This is a genomic window from Streptomyces sp. NPDC059224, assembly GCF_042754285.1.
Classification (GTDB): Bacteria; Actinomycetota; Actinomycetes; order Streptomycetales; family Streptomycetaceae; genus Streptomyces.
Window position 1 is genome coordinate 53537 of the sequence record NZ_JBHZAN010000022.1, and the last position, 18056, is coordinate 71592.

16 protein-coding genes are annotated in these 18056 nt (G+C 71.2%); 10 read left to right on the forward strand and 6 right to left on the reverse strand.

Going from position 1 to position 18056, the window contains the following annotated elements:
- Window positions 1-114: 114 nt before the first annotated feature.
- On the reverse strand, window positions 115-1566 hold the full coding sequence (locus ACFXI4_RS24575; protein ID WP_384994486.1) for a purine-cytosine permease family protein: 1452 nt from the start codon (window positions 1564-1566) through the stop codon (window positions 115-117).
- A 238-nt stretch (window positions 1567-1804) separates the two neighbouring features.
- On the opposite strand from ACFXI4_RS24575, the gene ACFXI4_RS24580 reads away from it, so the two are divergent.
- Together ACFXI4_RS24580 and ACFXI4_RS24585 are read left to right on the forward strand one after the other, a co-directional pair.
- Complete coding sequence (locus ACFXI4_RS24580) at window positions 1805-2608, forward strand: serine hydrolase (RefSeq protein WP_362729291.1); 804 nt, start codon at window positions 1805-1807, stop codon at window positions 2606-2608.
- A gap of 194 nt (window positions 2609-2802) precedes the next feature.
- Entirely contained in the window at window positions 2803-3891 is a 1089-nt protein-coding gene (locus tag ACFXI4_RS24585; protein ID WP_384994770.1) for an AI-2E family transporter, read from the forward strand.
- Between the two features lie 14 nt (window positions 3892-3905).
- Here ACFXI4_RS24585 and ACFXI4_RS24590 read toward each other — a convergent pair whose 3' ends face one another.
- A complete protein-coding gene (locus tag ACFXI4_RS24590) occupies window positions 3906-6152 on the reverse strand; it encodes a nitrate- and nitrite sensing domain-containing protein (protein WP_384994490.1) in 2247 nt (748 codons plus the stop codon).
- A gap of 287 nt (window positions 6153-6439) precedes the next feature.
- On the opposite strand from ACFXI4_RS24590, the gene ACFXI4_RS24595 reads away from it, so the two are divergent.
- Window positions 6440-7204, forward strand: coding sequence for an SDR family oxidoreductase (locus ACFXI4_RS24595; RefSeq protein WP_384994493.1), 765 nt, complete (start codon window positions 6440-6442; stop codon window positions 7202-7204).
- 78 nt (window positions 7205-7282) lie between these two features.
- Here ACFXI4_RS24595 and ACFXI4_RS24600 read toward each other — a convergent pair whose 3' ends face one another.
- Window positions 7283-8620 carry a jacalin-like lectin gene (locus tag ACFXI4_RS24600; protein ID WP_384994496.1) on the reverse strand — a complete coding sequence of 446 codons (1338 nt, stop codon included), beginning with the start codon at window positions 8618-8620 and terminating at the stop codon, window positions 7283-7285.
- Window positions 8621-9119: 499 nt separating this feature from the next.
- Here ACFXI4_RS24600 and ACFXI4_RS24605 point away from each other — a divergent pair, with 499 nt between their 5' ends.
- Window positions 9120-9662, forward strand: a complete 543-nt coding sequence (locus ACFXI4_RS24605) for a lamin tail domain-containing protein (RefSeq protein WP_384994499.1) — start codon at window positions 9120-9122, stop codon at window positions 9660-9662.
- Window positions 9663-9728: 66 nt separating this feature from the next.
- On the opposite strand, the gene ACFXI4_RS24610 is transcribed toward ACFXI4_RS24605, so the two are convergent.
- Entirely contained in the window at window positions 9729-10682 is a 954-nt protein-coding gene (locus ACFXI4_RS24610; RefSeq protein WP_384994501.1) for a ScbA/BarX family gamma-butyrolactone biosynthesis protein, read from the reverse strand.
- A 390-nt stretch (window positions 10683-11072) separates the two neighbouring features.
- Here ACFXI4_RS24610 and ACFXI4_RS24615 point away from each other — a divergent pair, with 390 nt between their 5' ends.
- The 5 genes from ACFXI4_RS24615 to ACFXI4_RS24635 all read left to right on the forward strand — a co-directional run bounded on the left by ACFXI4_RS24615 (window position 11073) and on the right by ACFXI4_RS24635 (window position 15198).
- On the forward strand, window positions 11073-11804 hold the full coding sequence (locus ACFXI4_RS24615) for an HAD family phosphatase (protein ID WP_384994504.1): 732 nt from the start codon (window positions 11073-11075) through the stop codon (window positions 11802-11804).
- Window positions 11801-12574, forward strand: coding sequence for an SDR family NAD(P)-dependent oxidoreductase (locus ACFXI4_RS24620; RefSeq protein ID WP_384994506.1), 774 nt, complete (start codon window positions 11801-11803; stop codon window positions 12572-12574). Before ACFXI4_RS24615 ends, ACFXI4_RS24620 begins: the two co-directional genes overlap by 4 nt.
- 141 nt (window positions 12575-12715) lie before the next feature.
- Entirely contained in the window at window positions 12716-13381 is a 666-nt protein-coding gene (locus ACFXI4_RS24625; RefSeq protein ID WP_384994508.1) for a ScbR family autoregulator-binding transcription factor, read from the forward strand.
- Between the two features lie 220 nt (window positions 13382-13601).
- Window positions 13602-14216 (forward strand): ScbR family autoregulator-binding transcription factor, encoded by a 615-nt coding sequence (locus ACFXI4_RS24630; protein ID WP_362727533.1) that lies wholly within the window; start codon window positions 13602-13604, stop codon window positions 14214-14216.
- Between the two features lie 118 nt (window positions 14217-14334).
- The gene (locus ACFXI4_RS24635) at window positions 14335-15198 is read left to right on the forward strand and encodes a BTAD domain-containing putative transcriptional regulator (protein ID WP_384994511.1); all 864 of its coding nucleotides are present in this window, start codon (window positions 14335-14337) and stop codon (window positions 15196-15198) included.
- A gap of 109 nt (window positions 15199-15307) precedes the next feature.
- Here the strand turns inward: ACFXI4_RS24635 and ACFXI4_RS24640 are convergent, their stop codons facing one another.
- Complete coding sequence (locus ACFXI4_RS24640; protein WP_384994772.1) at window positions 15308-16414, reverse strand: MFS transporter; 1107 nt, start codon at window positions 16412-16414, stop codon at window positions 15308-15310.
- A gap of 58 nt (window positions 16415-16472) precedes the next feature.
- The gene (locus ACFXI4_RS24645) at window positions 16473-17153 is read right to left on the reverse strand and encodes a hypothetical protein (RefSeq protein ID WP_384994513.1); all 681 of its coding nucleotides are present in this window, start codon (window positions 17151-17153) and stop codon (window positions 16473-16475) included.
- Window positions 17154-17486: 333 nt separating this feature from the next.
- Here ACFXI4_RS24645 and ACFXI4_RS24650 point away from each other — a divergent pair, with 333 nt between their 5' ends.
- A complete protein-coding gene (locus ACFXI4_RS24650; RefSeq protein ID WP_384994516.1) occupies window positions 17487-17828 on the forward strand; it encodes an EamA family transporter in 342 nt (113 codons plus the stop codon).
- Window positions 17829-18056 lie beyond the last annotated feature (228 nt).

Sequence of the window (18056 nt, forward strand, 5' to 3'; positions counted from 1 at the left end):
CGACGGCCCCCCGAGGGGGAGGGCGTGGCGGTCCCCGCGTCCGCGGCGTGATCCGCCGGGCTGGACCCGGGGGCCACTGCGTCCGGTCGGTGGCGGCCGCGTTTCCCGGGAGCCCTACGGCTCACGGTGTTCGTGGGCCGCCTGCTCCAGGGCCGCCGCCTCGGCCTCGGCGATGCGGGTCTCCGCCTCGACGTCGATCGACCGGGTCAGCCACCAGTACAGCAGCGCCGAGACCGGGAGCCCGACGAACAGCGAGATGTCGGCGCCGTCGAGGGCCTTGGCGGCGGGGCCGACGAAGAGCGTGCCGACGGAGAAGAACGGGATCATGACCGCGAACCCGACCAGGTAGGAGATGATCCCCTGCCAGCCCCAACGGCCGTAGATGCCGTCCGGTTTGAAGATCTCGGCGATCGCGTAGTGGCCGCGGCGCACCACGTAGTAGTCCATCAGGTTGACCGAGGTCCACGGGATGAACAGGTAGAGCACCAGCAGCAGGAAGTTGTTGAAGTTCGTCAGGAAGTTCGAGGTCGCGGCCAGCGCGCCCACCAGGGACAGGGCCGCGGTCACGCCGATGGTGACCAGGCGGACTCCGAGCGTCGGCCGCACCCGCTTGAACGAGTCGATGGCGCTGATCAGCGTCAGTGAACCGCCGTACATGTTCAGTGCGGTGACGGAGATCAGACCGAGGGCGGCGAACAGCAGCACGATCGCGCCGAACCCGTCGAAGACCTTGTCGCCGGCGGCGTTGATGGAGTGGATCGTGTCGAAGCCGTCGCCCGCCCAGGCGGCCAGCAGCGTCCCGAGCACCATCAGCCAGATACCGCCGAGCGCGGAGCCGAAGTAGGTCCAGTAGAACGTCTTGCGGACCGTCACGTCCGGCGGCAGGTAGCGGGAGTAGTCCGAGACGTAGATGGCCCAGCTGATCTGGTAGCCGGCGACCACGCCGAACTGCGCCAGGAACGGCGTCCACTTGAAGCCCCCGAGGTCGAAGGAGCCCGGCGGATAGTGCAGGGTGACCAGGACGCCGACGGTGAAGATGCCGAAGATGACGAGGAACGTGTAGGTCAGGAACCGCTCGGCCTTGTGGATGATGTCGTAGCCCACCAGGGCGATGACGAACGCGACCACGGTCACCACGATCACCCACAGCTTCACGCCGCCGTGGATCGTGGAGTCCAGTGCCTCACCCGCCAGGCTGGTGTTGAACACGTTGAACCCCGCGTACTGCACATACGCGAACAGCCACACCAGCAACGCCCCGACATAGCCGAACTGGGGCCGCGACTGGATCATCTGCGGCAGCCCCAGCTGCGGCCCCTGCGCCGAGTGGAAGGCCATGAAGAAGGTGCCGATCACGGTGCCCGCGACGATCGCCAGCAGCGACCAGATCAGATTGCCGCCCTCCGTGATGCTGATCAGCCCCACGGCCAGGGTGGCGATCTGCGCGTTCGACATGAACCACAGCGGACCCAGATGCCACAGCTTGCCGTGCCGCTCGTCCAGCGGCACGTAGTCGATGGACCGGACCTCCAGACCGCTCAACCGCGGTTCCGCCGATGTGCCCATGGCACCTCCCAGGGGTCGGTCCGTCACTCTGATCACATTCTTCCCCCGAAAAGGACCGGATGAGGCCTGCGGAATCCGTGTTCCGCACCCCGGATCCCGCCTCGTCCGCAGCCTTGTTGCACTCCTCACAATGTGCCCCGAACCGCCCGTTTCGTGGCGGTGGTCACGTCGCCGACCGGGCATTTTGTCTATGTTCGCAGTTCTGTGTCCCTCCGACCTGAACTGCCGAGGCCCCCGCATGCTCAACCGCACCCTCGCCGTCGCGGCCACGGTGGTGACCCTGCTGACCGGCGCCGTGCCGGCTGCCCTGGCGGCCACCTCCGGCTCCGGCCCCGCCACCTTCCGTACGGCCGTGCAGGCACCGGCCAAGACACGTGTGACCGCCGCCGTCCTCGACCTGGACGGCAGCGGCCGGGAACCCGCGGTCTACGGCGACGACACGCCGTACGACACGGCGAGCATCGTGAAGGTCGACATCCTCGCCTCGCTGCTGCTCCATGCGCGTGACCATCAGCGGGCCCTCACCGCGCGGGAGACCGCCCTGGCGCAGGTGATGATCCGCGACAGTGACAACAACGCGGCCAACGCCCTGTGGCACTCCATCGGCGGCGCCCCCGGCCTGGCGTCCGCCAACAAGCGGCTCGGGCTGACCTCGACCACGCCCGGCACCCAAGGCCGCTGGGGGCTCACCCGGACCACGGCGGCCGATCAGATACGGCTCCTGCAAACGATCTTCGGCTCCGGCCGCACGCCGCTCGACACCGCGTCCCGGAACCGCATCGCCACCCTGATGACCCAGATCTCCGCCGATCAGTCCTGGGGCGTCTCGGCGGCCGCCGACTCCGGATGGGCGCTGAAGAACGGCTGGCTCATGCGTACCACCACCGACCTGTGGGACATCAACAGCGTCGGACGCGTCACGGCCGGCCACCACCACTACCTCGTCGCGGTCCTCTCCAACGGCAGCGCGTCCATGCCGGACGGCGTGAAGCTCGTCGAACGAGCCGCCCGTACGGCCGTCACCGATACGGCGGGCCACTGACCCCCTTGGCCCAGCGCACCCCGCCGACCGCCCCCGTTGCCCCTAACGTGCACAGGAGGTGCTCGTACGTGCACCCGAGGTGACGGAGGCCGGCAACGGGAGGCGCGGTGGCGGGTGCGGGCGGACCGGCAGCCGGGCGGGGCCGGGCACCCGGGGCGCGGGGCGCGGGGCGCGGCACCCGCTCCACCCGCACGGTGCGGATCCGCGGACGCGCCCGGGATCCGCGTGCCTCCGCCTCGGTCAGCGCGGTCGTCGTGCCCGGCCTGCGGGTCGCCGCCGCCTACGCCTGGCGGCTCCTCGTGCTCGGCATCGTCGTCTACGGCGTCTTCATCGTCCTGGGCCGCTTCCAGCTGATCGCCGTCGCCCTCTTCGTGGGTCTGGTCGTCACCTCGGTGCTGCGCCCGGTCACCGACCTGCTGAACCGGCTGCTCCCCAGGCCGCTGTCCGTGGCCGTGAGCCTGGTCGGCAGCATCTGCGTGTTCTTCGGACTGCTGGCCCTGGTCGGCAACGCCGTCGCCCAGGAGTCGGCGACGCTGGCCGACGAGTTCCGCGGTGGCATCCACCGCATCGAGGTCTGGCTCCAGCGCCCGCCCTTCCGGCTCGGGCCGGGCGCCCTGTCGCACCTCCAGCAGCAGATCGTGGACTACATCCAGGCCCACCGCTCCAACCTGGCCAGCCAGGCGCTCAGCGGTTTCGGTACGGTCGTCGAACTGATCACCGGGGGCGCCCTCGCGCTCTTCGCCTCCGTCTTCTTCATCAACTCCGGCGAACGGCTGTGGACCTGGACCAGCCGCGAGCTGCTGCCGGCCGGTGCCCGGAGCGCATGGGACCGGGCGGGGCACGCCGCCTGGCGGACGTTCGCCGGGTACACCCGGGGCATCATCATCGTGGCCGCCGTCAACGCCGTACTCGTGGGGATCGCCCTGGTGGTGCTGCGGGTGCCGCTCGCGCTGCCGCTGACCCTGCTGGAGTTCTTCGCCGCGTTCGTCCCGCTGGTCGGCTCACCGGTCGCCCTGGGGGTGGCCACCGTGGTGGCGCTGGCCGGGCGCGGCCCGCTCACCGCCGTGGGCGTTCTCGTGCTCATCGTCGTCATCGGCCAGCTGGAGGGGCATGTGCTGCACCCCCTGGTGATGAGCTGGGCGGTGCGCCTGCACCCCCTCGTCGTCGCCGTCTCCGTCATCGCGGGCAGCATCGTCGCGGGGGTGATCGGCGCCGTCGTGGCCGTGCCGTTCGTGTCCGTCGTCTGGGCGGTGGTGCGGGCCCTGCGGACCGCACCGCCCTGACCCTGCTGCCCGGATCAGCCGTCCCCGGCGGTACGGCGGGCACGCCTGGAGGCCCGGCGGGACCGTCCGGACGGGGCGGGCGCCCCGGGCGGGCCGGCCGCCTCGGACGGTGTGCCCGGAGCGGGTGCCGGGATGCCGTCCTGCCACGCCTCGTGGCCGCCGAACGGGTCGGCGGGCTCCTTGGCGAGCAGCGCCTCGATGCCGGTGGAGGTGCCGGACCTGAGGCCGGCCCTGACCGTGGCCAGGGCCAGCGTGTCGGTGTCGGACGCCGCGCCGTCGCGCCACAGGACGGTGCCCGGCAGCATGACCAGCGAGGTCGTCCCCGACTCCCGGGCGGCCGGGCGGAGCTGGACCCGGACACCGTGCCGGTCGGCCAGCCTGCCGACCACGAACAGGCCCATGTGCTGGTAGACGGAGACGTCGGTGGTCGGCGGGTTGGCCAGCTTGTGATTGATCAGCGCGAAGTCCTCGGGCACCAGGCCGATGCCCTTGTCATGGATCTCGATCATGGTCTGGGCGTCCGGCAGCCGGGACGCCGTGACGCGGACCTTCGAGCGCGGTGAGGAGAACGCGGTGGCGTTCTCCAGCAGCTCGGCGAGCAGATGGACCAGGTCGGTGACGGCCCGGCCGTGGATCTCGGCCTCCGGGATGCCCGCAAGCTCGATCCGCTCGTACTGCTCGACCTCGGAGGCCGCGGCACGGATGACGTCGACCAGGGGGAGCGGGTGGTCCCACTGCTGGGCGGGGCGTTCACCGCCGAGCACCAGGAGGTTCTCGCCGTTGCGCCGCACCCGCGTGGCCAGGTGGTCAAGCTTGAACAGGTTCGCCAGCTGCTCGGGGTCCGCCTCGCGCTCCTCCAGATCGGTGATCAGGGCCAGCTGCCGCTCGACCAGCGACTGGTTGCGGCTGGAGAGATTGGTGAAGACCGCGTTGATGTTGCCGCGCAGCAGGGCCTGTTCGGCGGCGAGCCGGACCGCCTCCCGGTGCACGTGGTCGAAGGCCCGGGCCACCTCGCCGATCTCGTCGGTGGTGGTGATCGGGATCGGCGTGACCCTGGTGTCCACCTGTCCGGGCACGGCCAGGGACAGCTGCGTGATCACCGCCGGCAGCCGCTGCTCGGCGATCTCCATCGCCGAGGCGCTCAGGCGGCGCATCCCCCGGCTCATGGAGCGGGCCACCCAGGCCGCGAGCAGCAGCGCCGCCAGCACCGCACCGAGCGCGAGCGAGCCGTTCGTGACCGCGTCGGTCTTCGCGTCCGCAGCGATGCTCCGGGCGTCGGCGAGCGCCGTGTCGGTCAGATGGACCTCGATACTCCGGCAGGCGTCGAAGGCGAGGGTGGACGCGGCGAAGAACGACTCGGGCGTGATGCCCTCCGCGGCCAGCTGCCCGGTGGGCTTCCCGCCGGCGATCTCGCTGATCATCGCCGCCAGCTTGGGCGGAGCCACGAACGTCCGCCCGGCGGCCCTGGCCGCCTCGGCCGCCTCGGCGGTCTGTTCCGCGCCCTTCTTCTCCGCGTTCGCCAGCGCCGTCCGCAGCCGGGTCATGTCCTGCGCGGTGCCGGCTCCCGCGTACTCCTGGAGCGCCACCTGTTCCAGATAGGCGTACGAGCTGAACGAGCCGAGCTGGGTGGGCAGTTCGCCCTCCGCGAGGGCAGTGCGGTCCTCGACCAGCAGATGCGTGCCGATGGACCGGATCAGGGACTCGGCCGCCTGGGTCAGGGAGATGGCGTAGAGGGTGCGTCCGAAGCTGGCCTGGTTGCTGCTGCCGAAGCCCAGTTCGTTGGAGAGCTCCATCAGCGGGTGCTGGACGGCGTGATAGCTCTCCTCCGTCTGCACCCCGGTCAGCCGGTCCGTGAACGCGTTGGCCCGTACCGCGGGCAGCTGCTTCTCGCCGGCCCGGACCAGCTCGATCCGCCTGACGAGGCCCGCGGTCCTCGGCGCACGGGCCACCGCCCGGTCGAACGCCTCGGCGTCCGCGTCGGTCCCCCGGCGCGCCGCCGCCACCGCCGGCGCGTTCCGTTCGCCCTTCAGCAGCGGGATGACGGACACGTCCCGTTCGTCGATGGCGTCACTGGCGTAGGCGTTCGCCGCCTGCACCAACTCAGCCACGCGCACCGCGTCGTCGGCGTCCCGCAGGGTGTCGACCGAGTTCTTCACCCGGACCCCGCCGAGACCGAGAGCGACCAGCACGGGGATGAGCAGAATGGCCTGGAGGCGTCTGGCGACGCGCCAGTTGCCGGTCAGGGATCTGGACTTGGGCAAGGTCGTTCCACTTCACACCGGAGAGGGTGCGCGAGGCCGTTCACGGCCCAACGCTCTGTGGCCAAGTTCTAACACCCGGCGATCGAGTGTGACCGGTGTTTGTGTGAAGCGATTTCCAGTGAAGCGGTACAAAGCTCAATCAAAACCATCGGTGGTCAACGCACGTACCACTGGGGCGATCTCCTGTGTCCGGACACCGTCCGACGGTGCGAACAGTCAGCGCTTGCCACAAGGCAACGAGCGGTGGCCGCGAACCGGCCGAGCCGTGCCCCCGGCGCAGGCAAAGGGTGCGGATCCCGAAGCTCGCCAAGGCCGGCGGGATCGTCGCGGCGCTCACCGCCGTCCTCATCCGGCACGGCGCCGACATCGTCTCCCTCGACCAGTACTCCGACAATCCGCAGGGCGGCGCCTTCTTCCAGCGCACCGTCCTCACCCTCCGCGGCCCGCTCGAGGACCTGGGGCCGGCAGAGATCGACCGCACCCTGGCGGTGAACGTCCAGGGGCCGTACGTGGCGTCCCGGGCTGCACTGCGGCACACGGGTCAGGGCGGCCGCCTCATCAGCATCGGCAGCAATGTCGCCGAGCGAGCGGTCTTCCCCGGACTGGCGCTGTACTCGATGAGCAAGACGGCACTGGTCGGGATGACGAAGGGTCTGGCCCGGGAACTCGGTCCGCCAGGAATCAACGTCAACCTGGTGCACCCCGATCCCACCGACATCGACATCGACACCGACACCGATCCTGCCGACGGACCCGATGCCGAGGCGATCGCCGCCCTCACGTCTCTGGGCCGCTGCGCGGAAGCCTCCGAGATCGCGGCGACCGTCGCCCACCTGGCGAGTGCGGACGGCTCCTACGTCCGCCGGTGCCTCCATCCACGTCGACGGCGGCTTCACCGCCTGACACGCGAGCCCGACGGCCTGCCGGACGTCCCGCACTCCGGGGCATGCCCCCCGGCGTCGGTCGGCCCCAGCTCGCCGATCAGCAGGCCGTCCCGTGCGGCCGCCACCGCAACGGCGTCCGGGACGGCGGGGTGCCGTCGGAGACGGTGAAAGCGCTGTCCCCGGCAGGGGGCAGGACCGGGCCGGCCGGCGAACCGTTCGTGGTGTTCGCCGGCCTGCCGGACGCGGTCAGCGCTTGGTGTAGATGAAGCCGACCTTGTCGAGTTCGTCACCGGAGCGGCCGTGGAAGCCGGCGATCTGCCAGCCCGTCGGCGCGGTGCGGGTCACGCAGTCCGAGGTCGTCGTGCCACCGGCCAGGGTGTTGCCCAGGTTGGTGGTGAACTTGGCGTAGAAGATGCGGGTGGTGTTGCTGTGCTTGCCCTCGCACAGGTACGCCGTGGTCACGTACTCGCCGCTGCCCAGCGTCAGTGAGGACGCCGTGCCGCCGGTACCGCCGTGGGCCAGCGTGGTGCCATTGCCCAGAGTGATACCGACCTGGTCGACGCGGGAGCCCGCGCGCAGCGAGACGGCGGTGGCGCGGGCGGCGGCCGGGACGCTCGGAAGGTCCTGGTAGTAGTCGCCGTGCGGACCGCCGAACTGGTCGCCGAGCTGGAAGTCCGGGTTCTGCGACCAGGAGAAGCCGACCGTGATCGGGTCGTGGTCGGAGAGCATCAGACCGTCGTCGTTCAGGAACTCGGCGTGCTCGTTGGCGTACGAGGTCGCGTTCAGCGTGACCAGCTTGCTGCCGCGGTAGAGGACCTTGTCGACGACCTCGCAGGTGTTGGGCACGGTGGCCCCGCTCTGGTCGCACACCAGGGCGTCACTGCCCTTGGCCGGCGCGCTGCCGCCACGGATCAGCTTGACCCACGCGTCGGTCAGGCCGTTGGCTGAGGCGAACTCCGCGATGGTGTCTGCGCTGCGGGTGTACCGGGTGTTGGTGTCGCCCATGACCACCACGGCGTTCCCGGCCGAGTGGGTGCCGATGAACGACGTCAGCTGGCTGAGGTTGTCGGCCCGGGAGGCCTCGTCGCCGTCGTTCGTACCCGCGTTGGTGTGCAGGTTGTAGAAGTCGACGTAGACGCCCTCGGCGAGCCGCTCGCGCATGAAGGTGAAGCCCTTGGGGGTGAGGCAGTCACCCGAGTCGAGCTGGCAGGAGTTCCAGCCGACGCGCTCGAAGTCGTCGCCGTCCCAGGCGTGGTCGGAGACGGTGTTGAGCCCGCTGCCGATGCCCGCGCCACCACTGGTCGCGGTGCGGTGGGGATGGGTGTCCGTGGAGTACAGGTAGGCGTGGTAGTTGAAGTCCTCCTGGACGTTGACGATGTCGTACGGCGCGATGCGCCGGCCGATCTCGGTGGTGCTGGTGTCGCGCGGTGTGGACGCGCTCGACAGCGACTCCGGAAGCCCGGCGACGTTGTACGTGAGCACGCTGAACGTGCCCGCTCCGGCCGCCGCGGCCGGAGCGGCCGTCGCCGTGAGCCCACCGAGGGCGGCCACCGCGGCCGCCAGGCAGGCAACGAGTCTGCGCATGGGGGTGTCTCCTACGGGGAGGTTGCGCTGAGATGGTGTGGGCATGCCAAATGGCACGCCGAAACCTAGTGGCAAACGCTTTCCCCGAGCCATAGTCGCGGCCGACCGATCGAGGAATTCCATACGACGATCAGAAGATCGTCCTGCGGTGCCCCGATCGGCCGCTGACTGTTACTCACTTTCGGGTGAGCGGGCCCCGTTCGCGGGGCACCCCGGGCGCGGGTGAGGTGTCCTGGGGCCCGTTGATCGCACGGCTTGCGGGCCCCATCTTGCGACAAATCGGTGTATTCACTTGATAAATGGACGTTACAGTCGAGAGTCATGGGAAAGTGATAGATCGGTAATGGGCGTGATGTGTGCCCGACGTGTCCCGCCACCCCGTTGCAATGTGTGACTGCGCGGCCGCCCGGCCGTCGCACCGCACCACACACCCCCTCGCGGACCGCGGCTTCGCGCCGCACGCGGAGGGGCGTGCCCGAACCCCGTAAAGGGGGACCTCGTGTCCGTTACCGTCTTCGCGACCGCCCGCCGTCTCGGTTCCGCCACCGCCGTCGCGGCCGCCCTCGTGGGCGCCGCGACCCTGCCCGCCGTGGCCGCTGCTCCGCATTCCGCGCACCGTGACGCGGTCGTCATCAGCGCCGTCCAGCACGACCTGCACGGACGCGCGGTCTATGCCGGCCGCGCCCTGAACCGGGAGTGGGTGGACGTCACCAACACCGCCCGCCGGGACGTGAACCTGAGCGGCTGGACGCTGTCGGACGCCGACGGCCACAGCTACACCTTCCGGCACTTCTGGCTGGCAGGCCACGGCACCGTCCGGGTCCACACCGGGCAGGGCTGGGACACCATGAGGGACGTGTACCAGGACAGGACCCGCTCCGTGCTGAACCACGACCGCGACACCGTCACCCTGCGCAATGACCACGGGCGCTTCGTGGACTCCGCTTCCTGGGGTCTGCACCGCCGTGACGGTGGTGACCGGCACGTGGGTGGTGACCAGCACTTGGGTGGTGACCGCCGCGTCGGGGACCACCGCCGCTGAAAGTCCTACGGCCGGGCCGCTGCCGGGTCCCGAAGGGGGGCCGGCAGCGGCCGTTTCGCGACGCCCTCAGCCGACGACGGGACCGTGCACGGTGGAGGTGAAGACCGTCTCGCCGGCCTGCCGGCCGACGACCTGCACGGTCACCGTGCCGTCGTCCTCGGGGGTCACCCCGGTCACGTCCACCCAGCACGGGCTGTCGAGTTCGACGTAGCGGTCGAAGGTCGTGGACGTGCTCACCGGTATCAGCGCGCGGGGTGCCAGCCGGGCGCAGGCGGCCTGGCGGGCACCCTCCAGCAGAACCATGCCGGGCAGATGGTCACCGCCGTGGTCGAACAGGATCGGATGGGTCAGGTCCGGGGTGAGCAGCCATCGGCCGGGCGCGTCCGTGGGGGTCAGCACCACGTCGGCGGGAGAGGTGCGGCCCACCGCGGACGGTTCCACCGGGTCGGCCGCGATCACCGGGTCCACCGAAGCCGCACGCGGTCCCGGCCGGCTGGCCCGCAGACGCGCGTAGACGGCCGGCGTGACGATGGAGTACAGCCCGTCCCCGTGGGCCACGGGCCGGCCGTCCCTGCGCAGCGCGAACCCGATGCCCATCCGGCGCGCCGACGCCCTGCCGCGCGGTGCGGTGTCCGGGCACGTCACCTCGAGTTCGAAGTCGGTCGGCCGGGAGCCGATGCGCAGTTGCTCCGGATCGGTGTGGCAGCTGAGCGACCACAGCACGAAGTGATGCCCGAGCGGTACACCGTGTTCTGCGTGCGTCACGAACATGCCGGCCTGCCGGAACGTCTCCGCGGCCTGCAGCGGGTCATGGCTGGAGCCGTCGGCGCTGTTGAAGAAGGTGTGGGCGCGCGGCCACTGTCCGGTGAGGGAGAACCGCAGCCCGTCGTCCTGCGCGGTACAGCCGGTGAGGAACACCTCGGCCAGGGACGCCCGGTGGACGTACTCCTTGGGCACCGTGGTGGTCAACCGGGGCAGTACGGGCAGACCGACTCCGATCTCGCTGGCGGACAGGCTCATCGACAACCCCCCGTCGGAAAGCTCTTCGTTGGCTGAAGCTCTGTTCGACGCCTATAAGATACGGACCTACCGGTTTTCTCGGGTCGGCCACAAGGTAAAGGATTCACCAAGCGTGGTGGGACTCGATCCATGCATGACTCCGCTCCGTGGTGGTTTGGCCAAGTATTTTTGCGCTCAATCACGTCGGAGGCACGGCGAAAAACGGACTAACTGGCAGATGTCGGGGGCCGGTTACCGGTGGGCGGGGTCCGGGCGGCCTGGATCAAAACCTGTCCAGCGGTCTCTTTCGGCCATCTGCCCGGGAGTTCGCCGACCGCCGGCCCACCCGGCCCGCCGCCGGCACCGACGGCCCCTGCATGATGTTCGAACGGCCTGCGAGAGGGAGACCCGATGGAACCACTGCGCACCCTGCGCCTCGCCGCCGTCAACATCGACGGCGTCCTGCTCAACGACAGCTTCAGCCCCGTCCTGCACCGCCTCGTCCTCAAGTACGGCGGCACGTACACGCGGGAGCTGGAGCAGCGGCTCTTCTCGCAGTCCCGCCTCGCCGCCGCCCGGGTGCTGCTGGAGGAGACCGGCGCCGAGGTGAGCGAACAGGACGCGATCGCCGACTACTTCGCGGAACGCGAGCACTACCTGCGGGCCCACCCCGTCCACCCGCTCGACGGCGCCGAGGAACTCCTGCACCGACTGCGCGCCGCGGGCCTGGACGTCATCTGCTACGGCGGCCTCGACGAGGACCACTTCCGCCGCCATCTCGGGTCCTGGGAGCAGCTGTTCACCGCTCCGCACTACATCTGCACCAACGACTTCCGCCCCGGTATCCGGGAGATCGGCGAGGACCGCTTCGGTCTCGGCCGCCACCAGGTCCTCTTCATCGACGACGTGGCCCGCTTCGCCGGTCACGCCAAGGAGCTGGACGTTCCGTTCGTCGGTCACCCCAGCACCTTCGAGCACGGCTTCCAGCGCGAGCTGATGCGTGAACTCGGCGTCCGGCACCTGGTCGGCGGCCTCGCCGAGATCGACGAAGAGCGCCTGCGCACCCTCGACCGGGAGGCCGGGCTCGACGTCTTCTGGCATGATGCCGACTCCCTCTCCACCGCCCCGGAGGTGACCAGGTGACCGCGGCGGAAGGTGCCGCACTGGCGGGCCGGGTCGCCCTCATCACCGGTGCCAGCAGCGGCATCGGCGCGGCCGCCGCCCGGGTGTTCGCCCGGCAGGGTGCCACCGTAGTCCTGACCGCCCGCCGCGAGGGCAAGCTGCGCGACCTCGCCGACGAGCTGCGCGCCGGGGGCGCCGAGGCGAGTCATCGCTCTCTGGACGTACGCGACGGAGAAGAGGTGCGCCGGGCCGTCGAGTTCACCGTCGGGCGCTACGGCCGTCTCGACGCCGCCTTCAACAACGCGGGCGTCGCGCTGCCGAAGACCCCGATGCACCTCATCGGCGACGCCGACTACGAGCGGGTGACCGAGACCAACGTGCGGGGTGTGTGGAACTGCCTGCGCCACGAGATCACGGCGATGCTGGAGACCGGGGGCGGCTCGATCGTCAACACCAGCAGCGTGGGCGGCCTGGTCGCCTCCTCGACGGCCGCGCCCTACATCGCCTCCAAGCACGCGGTGATCGGACTGACCAAGGCCGCCGCCGTCGAGTACGCCCCGCACCGCATCCGCGTGAACGCCATCGCCCCGGGCCTGACCCGTTCCGAGATGATCGACGACTGGTTCGCCAAGTCGCCGGAGAACGAGGCACGGGCCTACCGCTCCGCCCCGCAGGCGCGCGCCGCCGACCCCGAGGAGGTCGCGGAGGCCGCCGCCTGGCTCTGCAGTGACAGGGCGAGCTTCGTCACGGGTGCCACACTTACCGTGGACGGCGGGCGCACCGCCTGGTGAACTGCCCGACGAGTCCCGTGCCGACGCCCCGGCGCGGGCGCGGGACCGACCGGGAATCGGTCCTGTGCGGCCGAAATACCGACCCCCGATTGGGGTAAGGTACGTCACGTCCGGTTTTGTTTTGACCGAGGAGGGGTCCTCATGGCGCGTCAGGAGCGTGCGATTCGGACCCGCCGCGCTGTTGTCGAGGCCGCAGCCGCGGTCTTCGCCGAGCGCGGGTACACGGCGGCGACGATCGCCGAGATCCTCGAGCGGGCCGGAGTGACCAAGGGAGCCCTCTACTTCCACTTCGACTCCAAGGAAGCCCTCGCGCGAGGCGTGATCAACGCTCAGATCAGCGACGACTACTGGGTGCCCCGTGAGCTGAAGCTCCAGGAGTGGGTGGACATCGGCATGACGCTGGCCCACCGCATCCCCAAGGAGGTCATCCTCCTCGCCGGTATACGGCTGTCGGCGGACCTCCAGGGCCGTTCGCTGTTCGGCAGCGCCTGGCCCGCCTGGACCGAGGTGGTGACCGAGAAACTGGTGGAGGCCAAGGAACGCGGCGAGGTACTGCCGCACGTCACGCCCCAGGAGACCGCGGAGTGCTTCCTCGGTGCCTGGATCGGGACCCAGTTCATGTCCGAGGTGGTCTCCGACTGGACGGATCTCAACGACCGCATCTCCGTCCTCTACAACCACGTACTGCCGGCCATAGCCACTCCCGCGGCCCTGATCCGGCTGGACACCGCGCCCGACCGGGGCGCCCGGGTCGTCGACGAAGTCGAGCGTCGGCGGCAGGAATCACTGGTGGCGACCGAGGCCTGACCCGCCTCGGAACCGAACCATCCGCCTGGTTCGCTGTCCGCAGGGAGCGCCGCCTCCCGACGACCGGGAAGGGCCACCCGCTCCTCCCGTCCGCACTCTGCGCTCTGCCAAACCTACTCAGCGTGCTGTTTGCTAGGGTTCTCGAATCGGAATGTTGCAGGCCCAGGGGGGAATCGGACCGTCCAACTCCGGATTCGCCCGGACCAACAGGGGGATCGCGATGGTCAAGCAGCTCCGGGCGGCCCGAACCCGCCAGGCCCTCGTCCATGCCGCCGCCGAGACCTTCGCGGACGACGGATACGCGCTGTCCTCACTGCCCGCGATCAGCCGGCGGGCCGGAGTCAGCGCCGGAGCGCTGCACTTCCACTTTCCCAGCAAGGACGCCCTCGCCGTCGAGGTGGAGGCTCTGGCCCGGCGGAACATCGAGCAGATGGCCGCCGACCGGCGCCCGTCGGCCGCCTCCGCGCTGGACCTGCTGGTCGCCGTCACCCGGGACCTGCTGGTCATGGTCGCCACCGATGTCGTCGTCCGTGCGGGCTTCAGGCTGAGCCTCGACCCCTCCCGCAAGAACGGCATGGGCTTCGGCTGCTGGTGGCGTACCTGGGTGTGCGATCAACTGGTGCGGGCCCAGCGCCAGGGCGAGCTGGCCGAAGGGGTCTCGCCTGACCGGGTCGCCGCGGTGATAGTGGCCGCGACGGTCGGGTTCGAGGTGCTCGGCGCGGCCGACCGTGACCGGATCTCGCTCCAGCACGCCGAGCAGTTCTGGTCGCTGGTGCTTCCGCAACTGTCCGCACGCAGCGGCCAGTTCGCGGGCGCCGCGCTGTCCGACTCCTGACTGTCGGTCAAGAGCCGACAAAGGCAGCGGGGTTCGGTTTGACAAACCGCCCATGCCGTTTTTGACTCGGGTGCCCGGGACTCGGAGCACCCGAGGGGCGGACGGCCAGGGGGACGGCGTGGACATCGGCATACTCGGCACGCTCGACGTGCGCGAGAGGGGCGTCTCCATCACACCGACCGCGGCCAAGCCGCGTCAGGTGCTCGCCCTGCTCGCCCTGCACGCCGACCGGGCGGTGACCGTCGCGACGCTCACCGAGGAACTCTGGGGGCGACAGCCACCGCGCAGCGCACGCCCCACGCTGCAGACGTACGTCATGCACCTGCGTGAGCTCATCGCCGGGACGTCGGCGGCGACGGGCGGCGACGGGGCCGGACGCAGCCCGAAACAGGTGCTGCGTACCGTACCCGGCGGCTATCTGCTCGACAGCGGTGAAGGCACCAGTGACCTTTGGGAGTTCGAGCGGCTCACCAGGGCCGGGTACCGGGCGATGGACGTGGGGGACCATCGCGCGGCGGCGCGGTCGCTGCGTACCGCGCTCGACCTGTGGACCGGCCCGGCCCTCGCCGACGTCTCCGCCGGAGACTGTCTGCGCGCCGAGACCAGGGGGCTGGAGGAGAGCCGGCTGTGCGCGCTGGACCGGCGCATCGAGGCCGATCTGCGGCTCGGCCGGCACCGCGAGCTGATCGCCGAACTCACCGTGCTGGTCAGCCGGCACCCCACCCACGAGAGCCTGTGCGGACAGCTGATGCTGGCCCTGCACCGCTCGGGCCGCCGCGGCGAGGCCCTCGCCGCGTACCAGCGCCTGCGGACCACCCTCGTACACGACTACGGCCTGGAACCCTCGGCCGTGGTGGGCAGGATCCGGCAGGCCGTGCTGACGGCCACCGAGGACGACCCGCCCTCGTCCGGCGCACCGGACTCCTCGGAGCCCACCCATGGAGACGTCCCGAGCGGTTCCACGGCGGTGATCCCCCGGTGACGGTCACGGCCGCTGCCGCGCCGACTGGTCGTACCGCCGGACCGGAGAGGCCGCGGTCCCTCCGGGCCCGGACGAGGGCCGGGGAACCCGGACGCCCGGCTCGAGCCGGTCATCGGCTGACAGCCCGCCCGCAGAACAGGACCGCGCAGGCGCCGACGGTCAGCAGGCCGCCCGCCAGGAAGACCGGCCGGACCCCGGCCGGTGGCAGCAGCAGGCCGCCCAGTGCGGCACCTGCCGCGATACCGGCGTTGTAGAGGCCGGAGTTGGCCGCGAGGGCGAGGTCCGTGCGGCCCGGCGCGCAGTGCAGCATCGCGTTCTGGGTGGCCATGAACACCGGTCCGAGTGCTCCGCCCGTCAGGACCAGGAACACCACCGCCGCCACCGGCCGGCCGGCCGCCGCGTACAGGCCGAGCAGGCCCACCGCCTGGACGGCCACGGCGGAGGTCAGCGCGGACTGCGGGAAGCGGTCGAGGAGCGCCCCGGTCACGGCCGCGCCCGCCAGACACGCCACCCCGAAGACCACCAGCAGGGAGCCGACCGAGGCGGGCGGGAATCCGCTCACGTCACGCAGAAACGTCACGATGTAGGTGTATCCCGCGAACGCCCCGGTGGCGGACAACGTCCCGGCCGCCAGCACCGTCACGAACCGGCGGGTGTCGGGGCGGCTCCCGTGGGCCGCGGGCGCGTCTTCCGGGCGCGACGTCGGCAGCAGTGCCGCGATCGTCACCAGCGAGACGAGTCCCGGCACCGCCGGCGCGGCGACCGGCGTCCGCCAGTCGCCGTGGCGGCCCAGCCAGGTACCCGCGGGCACACCGAGGACCAGGGCGAGCGAACCGGCGACGGACAGCGCCCCGACGACCCGTCCCCGGACCCCGGGCGCGAACAGATCCACCGCGACCGGTCCCAGTACCGCCCAGAACAGCGCCTGGGCGAGCGCGGTCAGCAGCCGTGCGGCGAGCAGTTGCCAGTAGGAGGTGGCCAGAGCCGCGGTCGTGCTGGAGACGACGAGCGCGGCCAGCAGCCCGGTGAGCACATGACGGCGGGGCAGGGCCCGGGTGACGTGGGCGAGCGGAAGCGACGCCACGGCCACCGTCAGGCCGTAACCGGTGACCAGCAGACCGACCGCCGGCAGGGACACCCGCAGACCCGCGGAGATCGCCTCCAGGAGGCCGACCGGCAGGTTCTCGGCGGTGTTGAAGGTGAACGCGGCCAGCATGAGGGCGCCGAGCAGCGCCGGCCCGTGCCACCGGGCCGGTCGCCGCACACGCACGCGGTCACCGGCCGGCCCCGCCCGTCGCACCCGCTCCACGGCACCGTCCATGGAACCAGCTCACCGGGCGCACCGGACCCGTCGCAACCTGATTCCCCTGCCCAGGAGATTCCGATGTGCCGGGCGGTCCGGACGGCCGCGAACTCCGTCCCCGCCACGACCGCATCATCGGCCCGAACATCGGTGCCGCGAGCGAGCCCGTGAAGTACAGCCCCGGCACCGACGACTCGAACGTGCCGCGCAGCGCGGGAGCCCTCGAACCCGGGGCGCAGGCCACCGCGCGACGCACCGTGGGGGACAGGAACGGCAGGGCGTCCAGGTCCAGCCGGTAGCCGGTGGCCGCCACGTGGTCGACGGTGAGGGACTCGCGCCCGCCCCGGGGGCCGCTGACGTCCAGGCGCACCACCGGCCCGGAGAGGACCGCCCCGGTGACCCGGCGCGAGGTGTGCACCGCTACGACACCCACCACCCGCTCCCGCAACCACCAGCCGCCCGAGGGGCCGAGCGCGCGCCGGAACAGCAGCGGCCGGGCCGCCGCCGGACACCACCGCACACCGCCCGGCGCCGCGCAGACCCCGGCCAGGATCCAGCCCGTGCCCAGAGGCGAGGCCGGTTTGGCCACCCGCTGCGTCCACGGCCGGGTGAGGTCCGGGGGCATGCCCCACAGCACCTTCCGCTCACGCACCGGCACCTGTGCCTCGGCGCCCGCCTCGTGCAGAGCGCGGCACTCTCCAGCGCGGACCGGCCGCCGCAACCGACCGCGACCCTCCGGCCCGCGCACGCGGACAGATCGGTGTGGTGACTGGTGTGCGACACCGGCGTTCGAGGGCCGGGCCCCTCGGGTGCGAGGTGCCGCAACTCGTCCGGGACATGGGCGAGTCCGTTCAGACCCGTCGCCACCACGACGGCCGAGGCCGCCGGCTCCTGTCCGTCGTCCGGCCGGACCACGAAGCCGGCCACGGGCGCGGGCCGCTCGACCGCGGTCACCCGGGCCGGTTCCACCTCGCCGACACAGCGCTTGCGGAACCACTGCCCGTACCGCACGAACACGTCGCACGGGATCGGGGTCAGCTCGGTCAGCTCCGCGTGGCTGCCGACACCACGGGGCGCGCTTGTCGTCCTGCAGCTCGGGGCCGTCACCACCTTCCTCTGGTATTGGCTCCTCGGATACGGCCTGCGGCACACCACCGCGCAGATCGCCACGGCCCTGCCCCTGACCGAGCCCGCGGTGGCCGCCGTCCCGGGAGTCGCGGTCCTGGGCGAACGGTTGCCGGCCGTCTCCTGGTGCGGACTGGCGGTGCCGGCGCTGGGGATCGTCCTTCTCACCCTTCCCGCCAAATCCCGCGGCCGGAGGCGCTGAGCTGATCCATGGTCACATAACCGACCGGATGGCTTCGTTCGGGCTGTTCTTCGGACGGGCAGCCCGCACGGCTCACGGCCGCCCCGAACCGTCCGGTCGGGGTCGACCAGTCCCGGGAATTGTTGAAAAGACGACGTGGAGCGGGCAGTCCGGCGTTTCCGGAGAGCGCTGCGGCACCTGGTCGCCCTCAGCCGCGGGCGGGCCGGCGAACGGTCTGTTGACAGACCG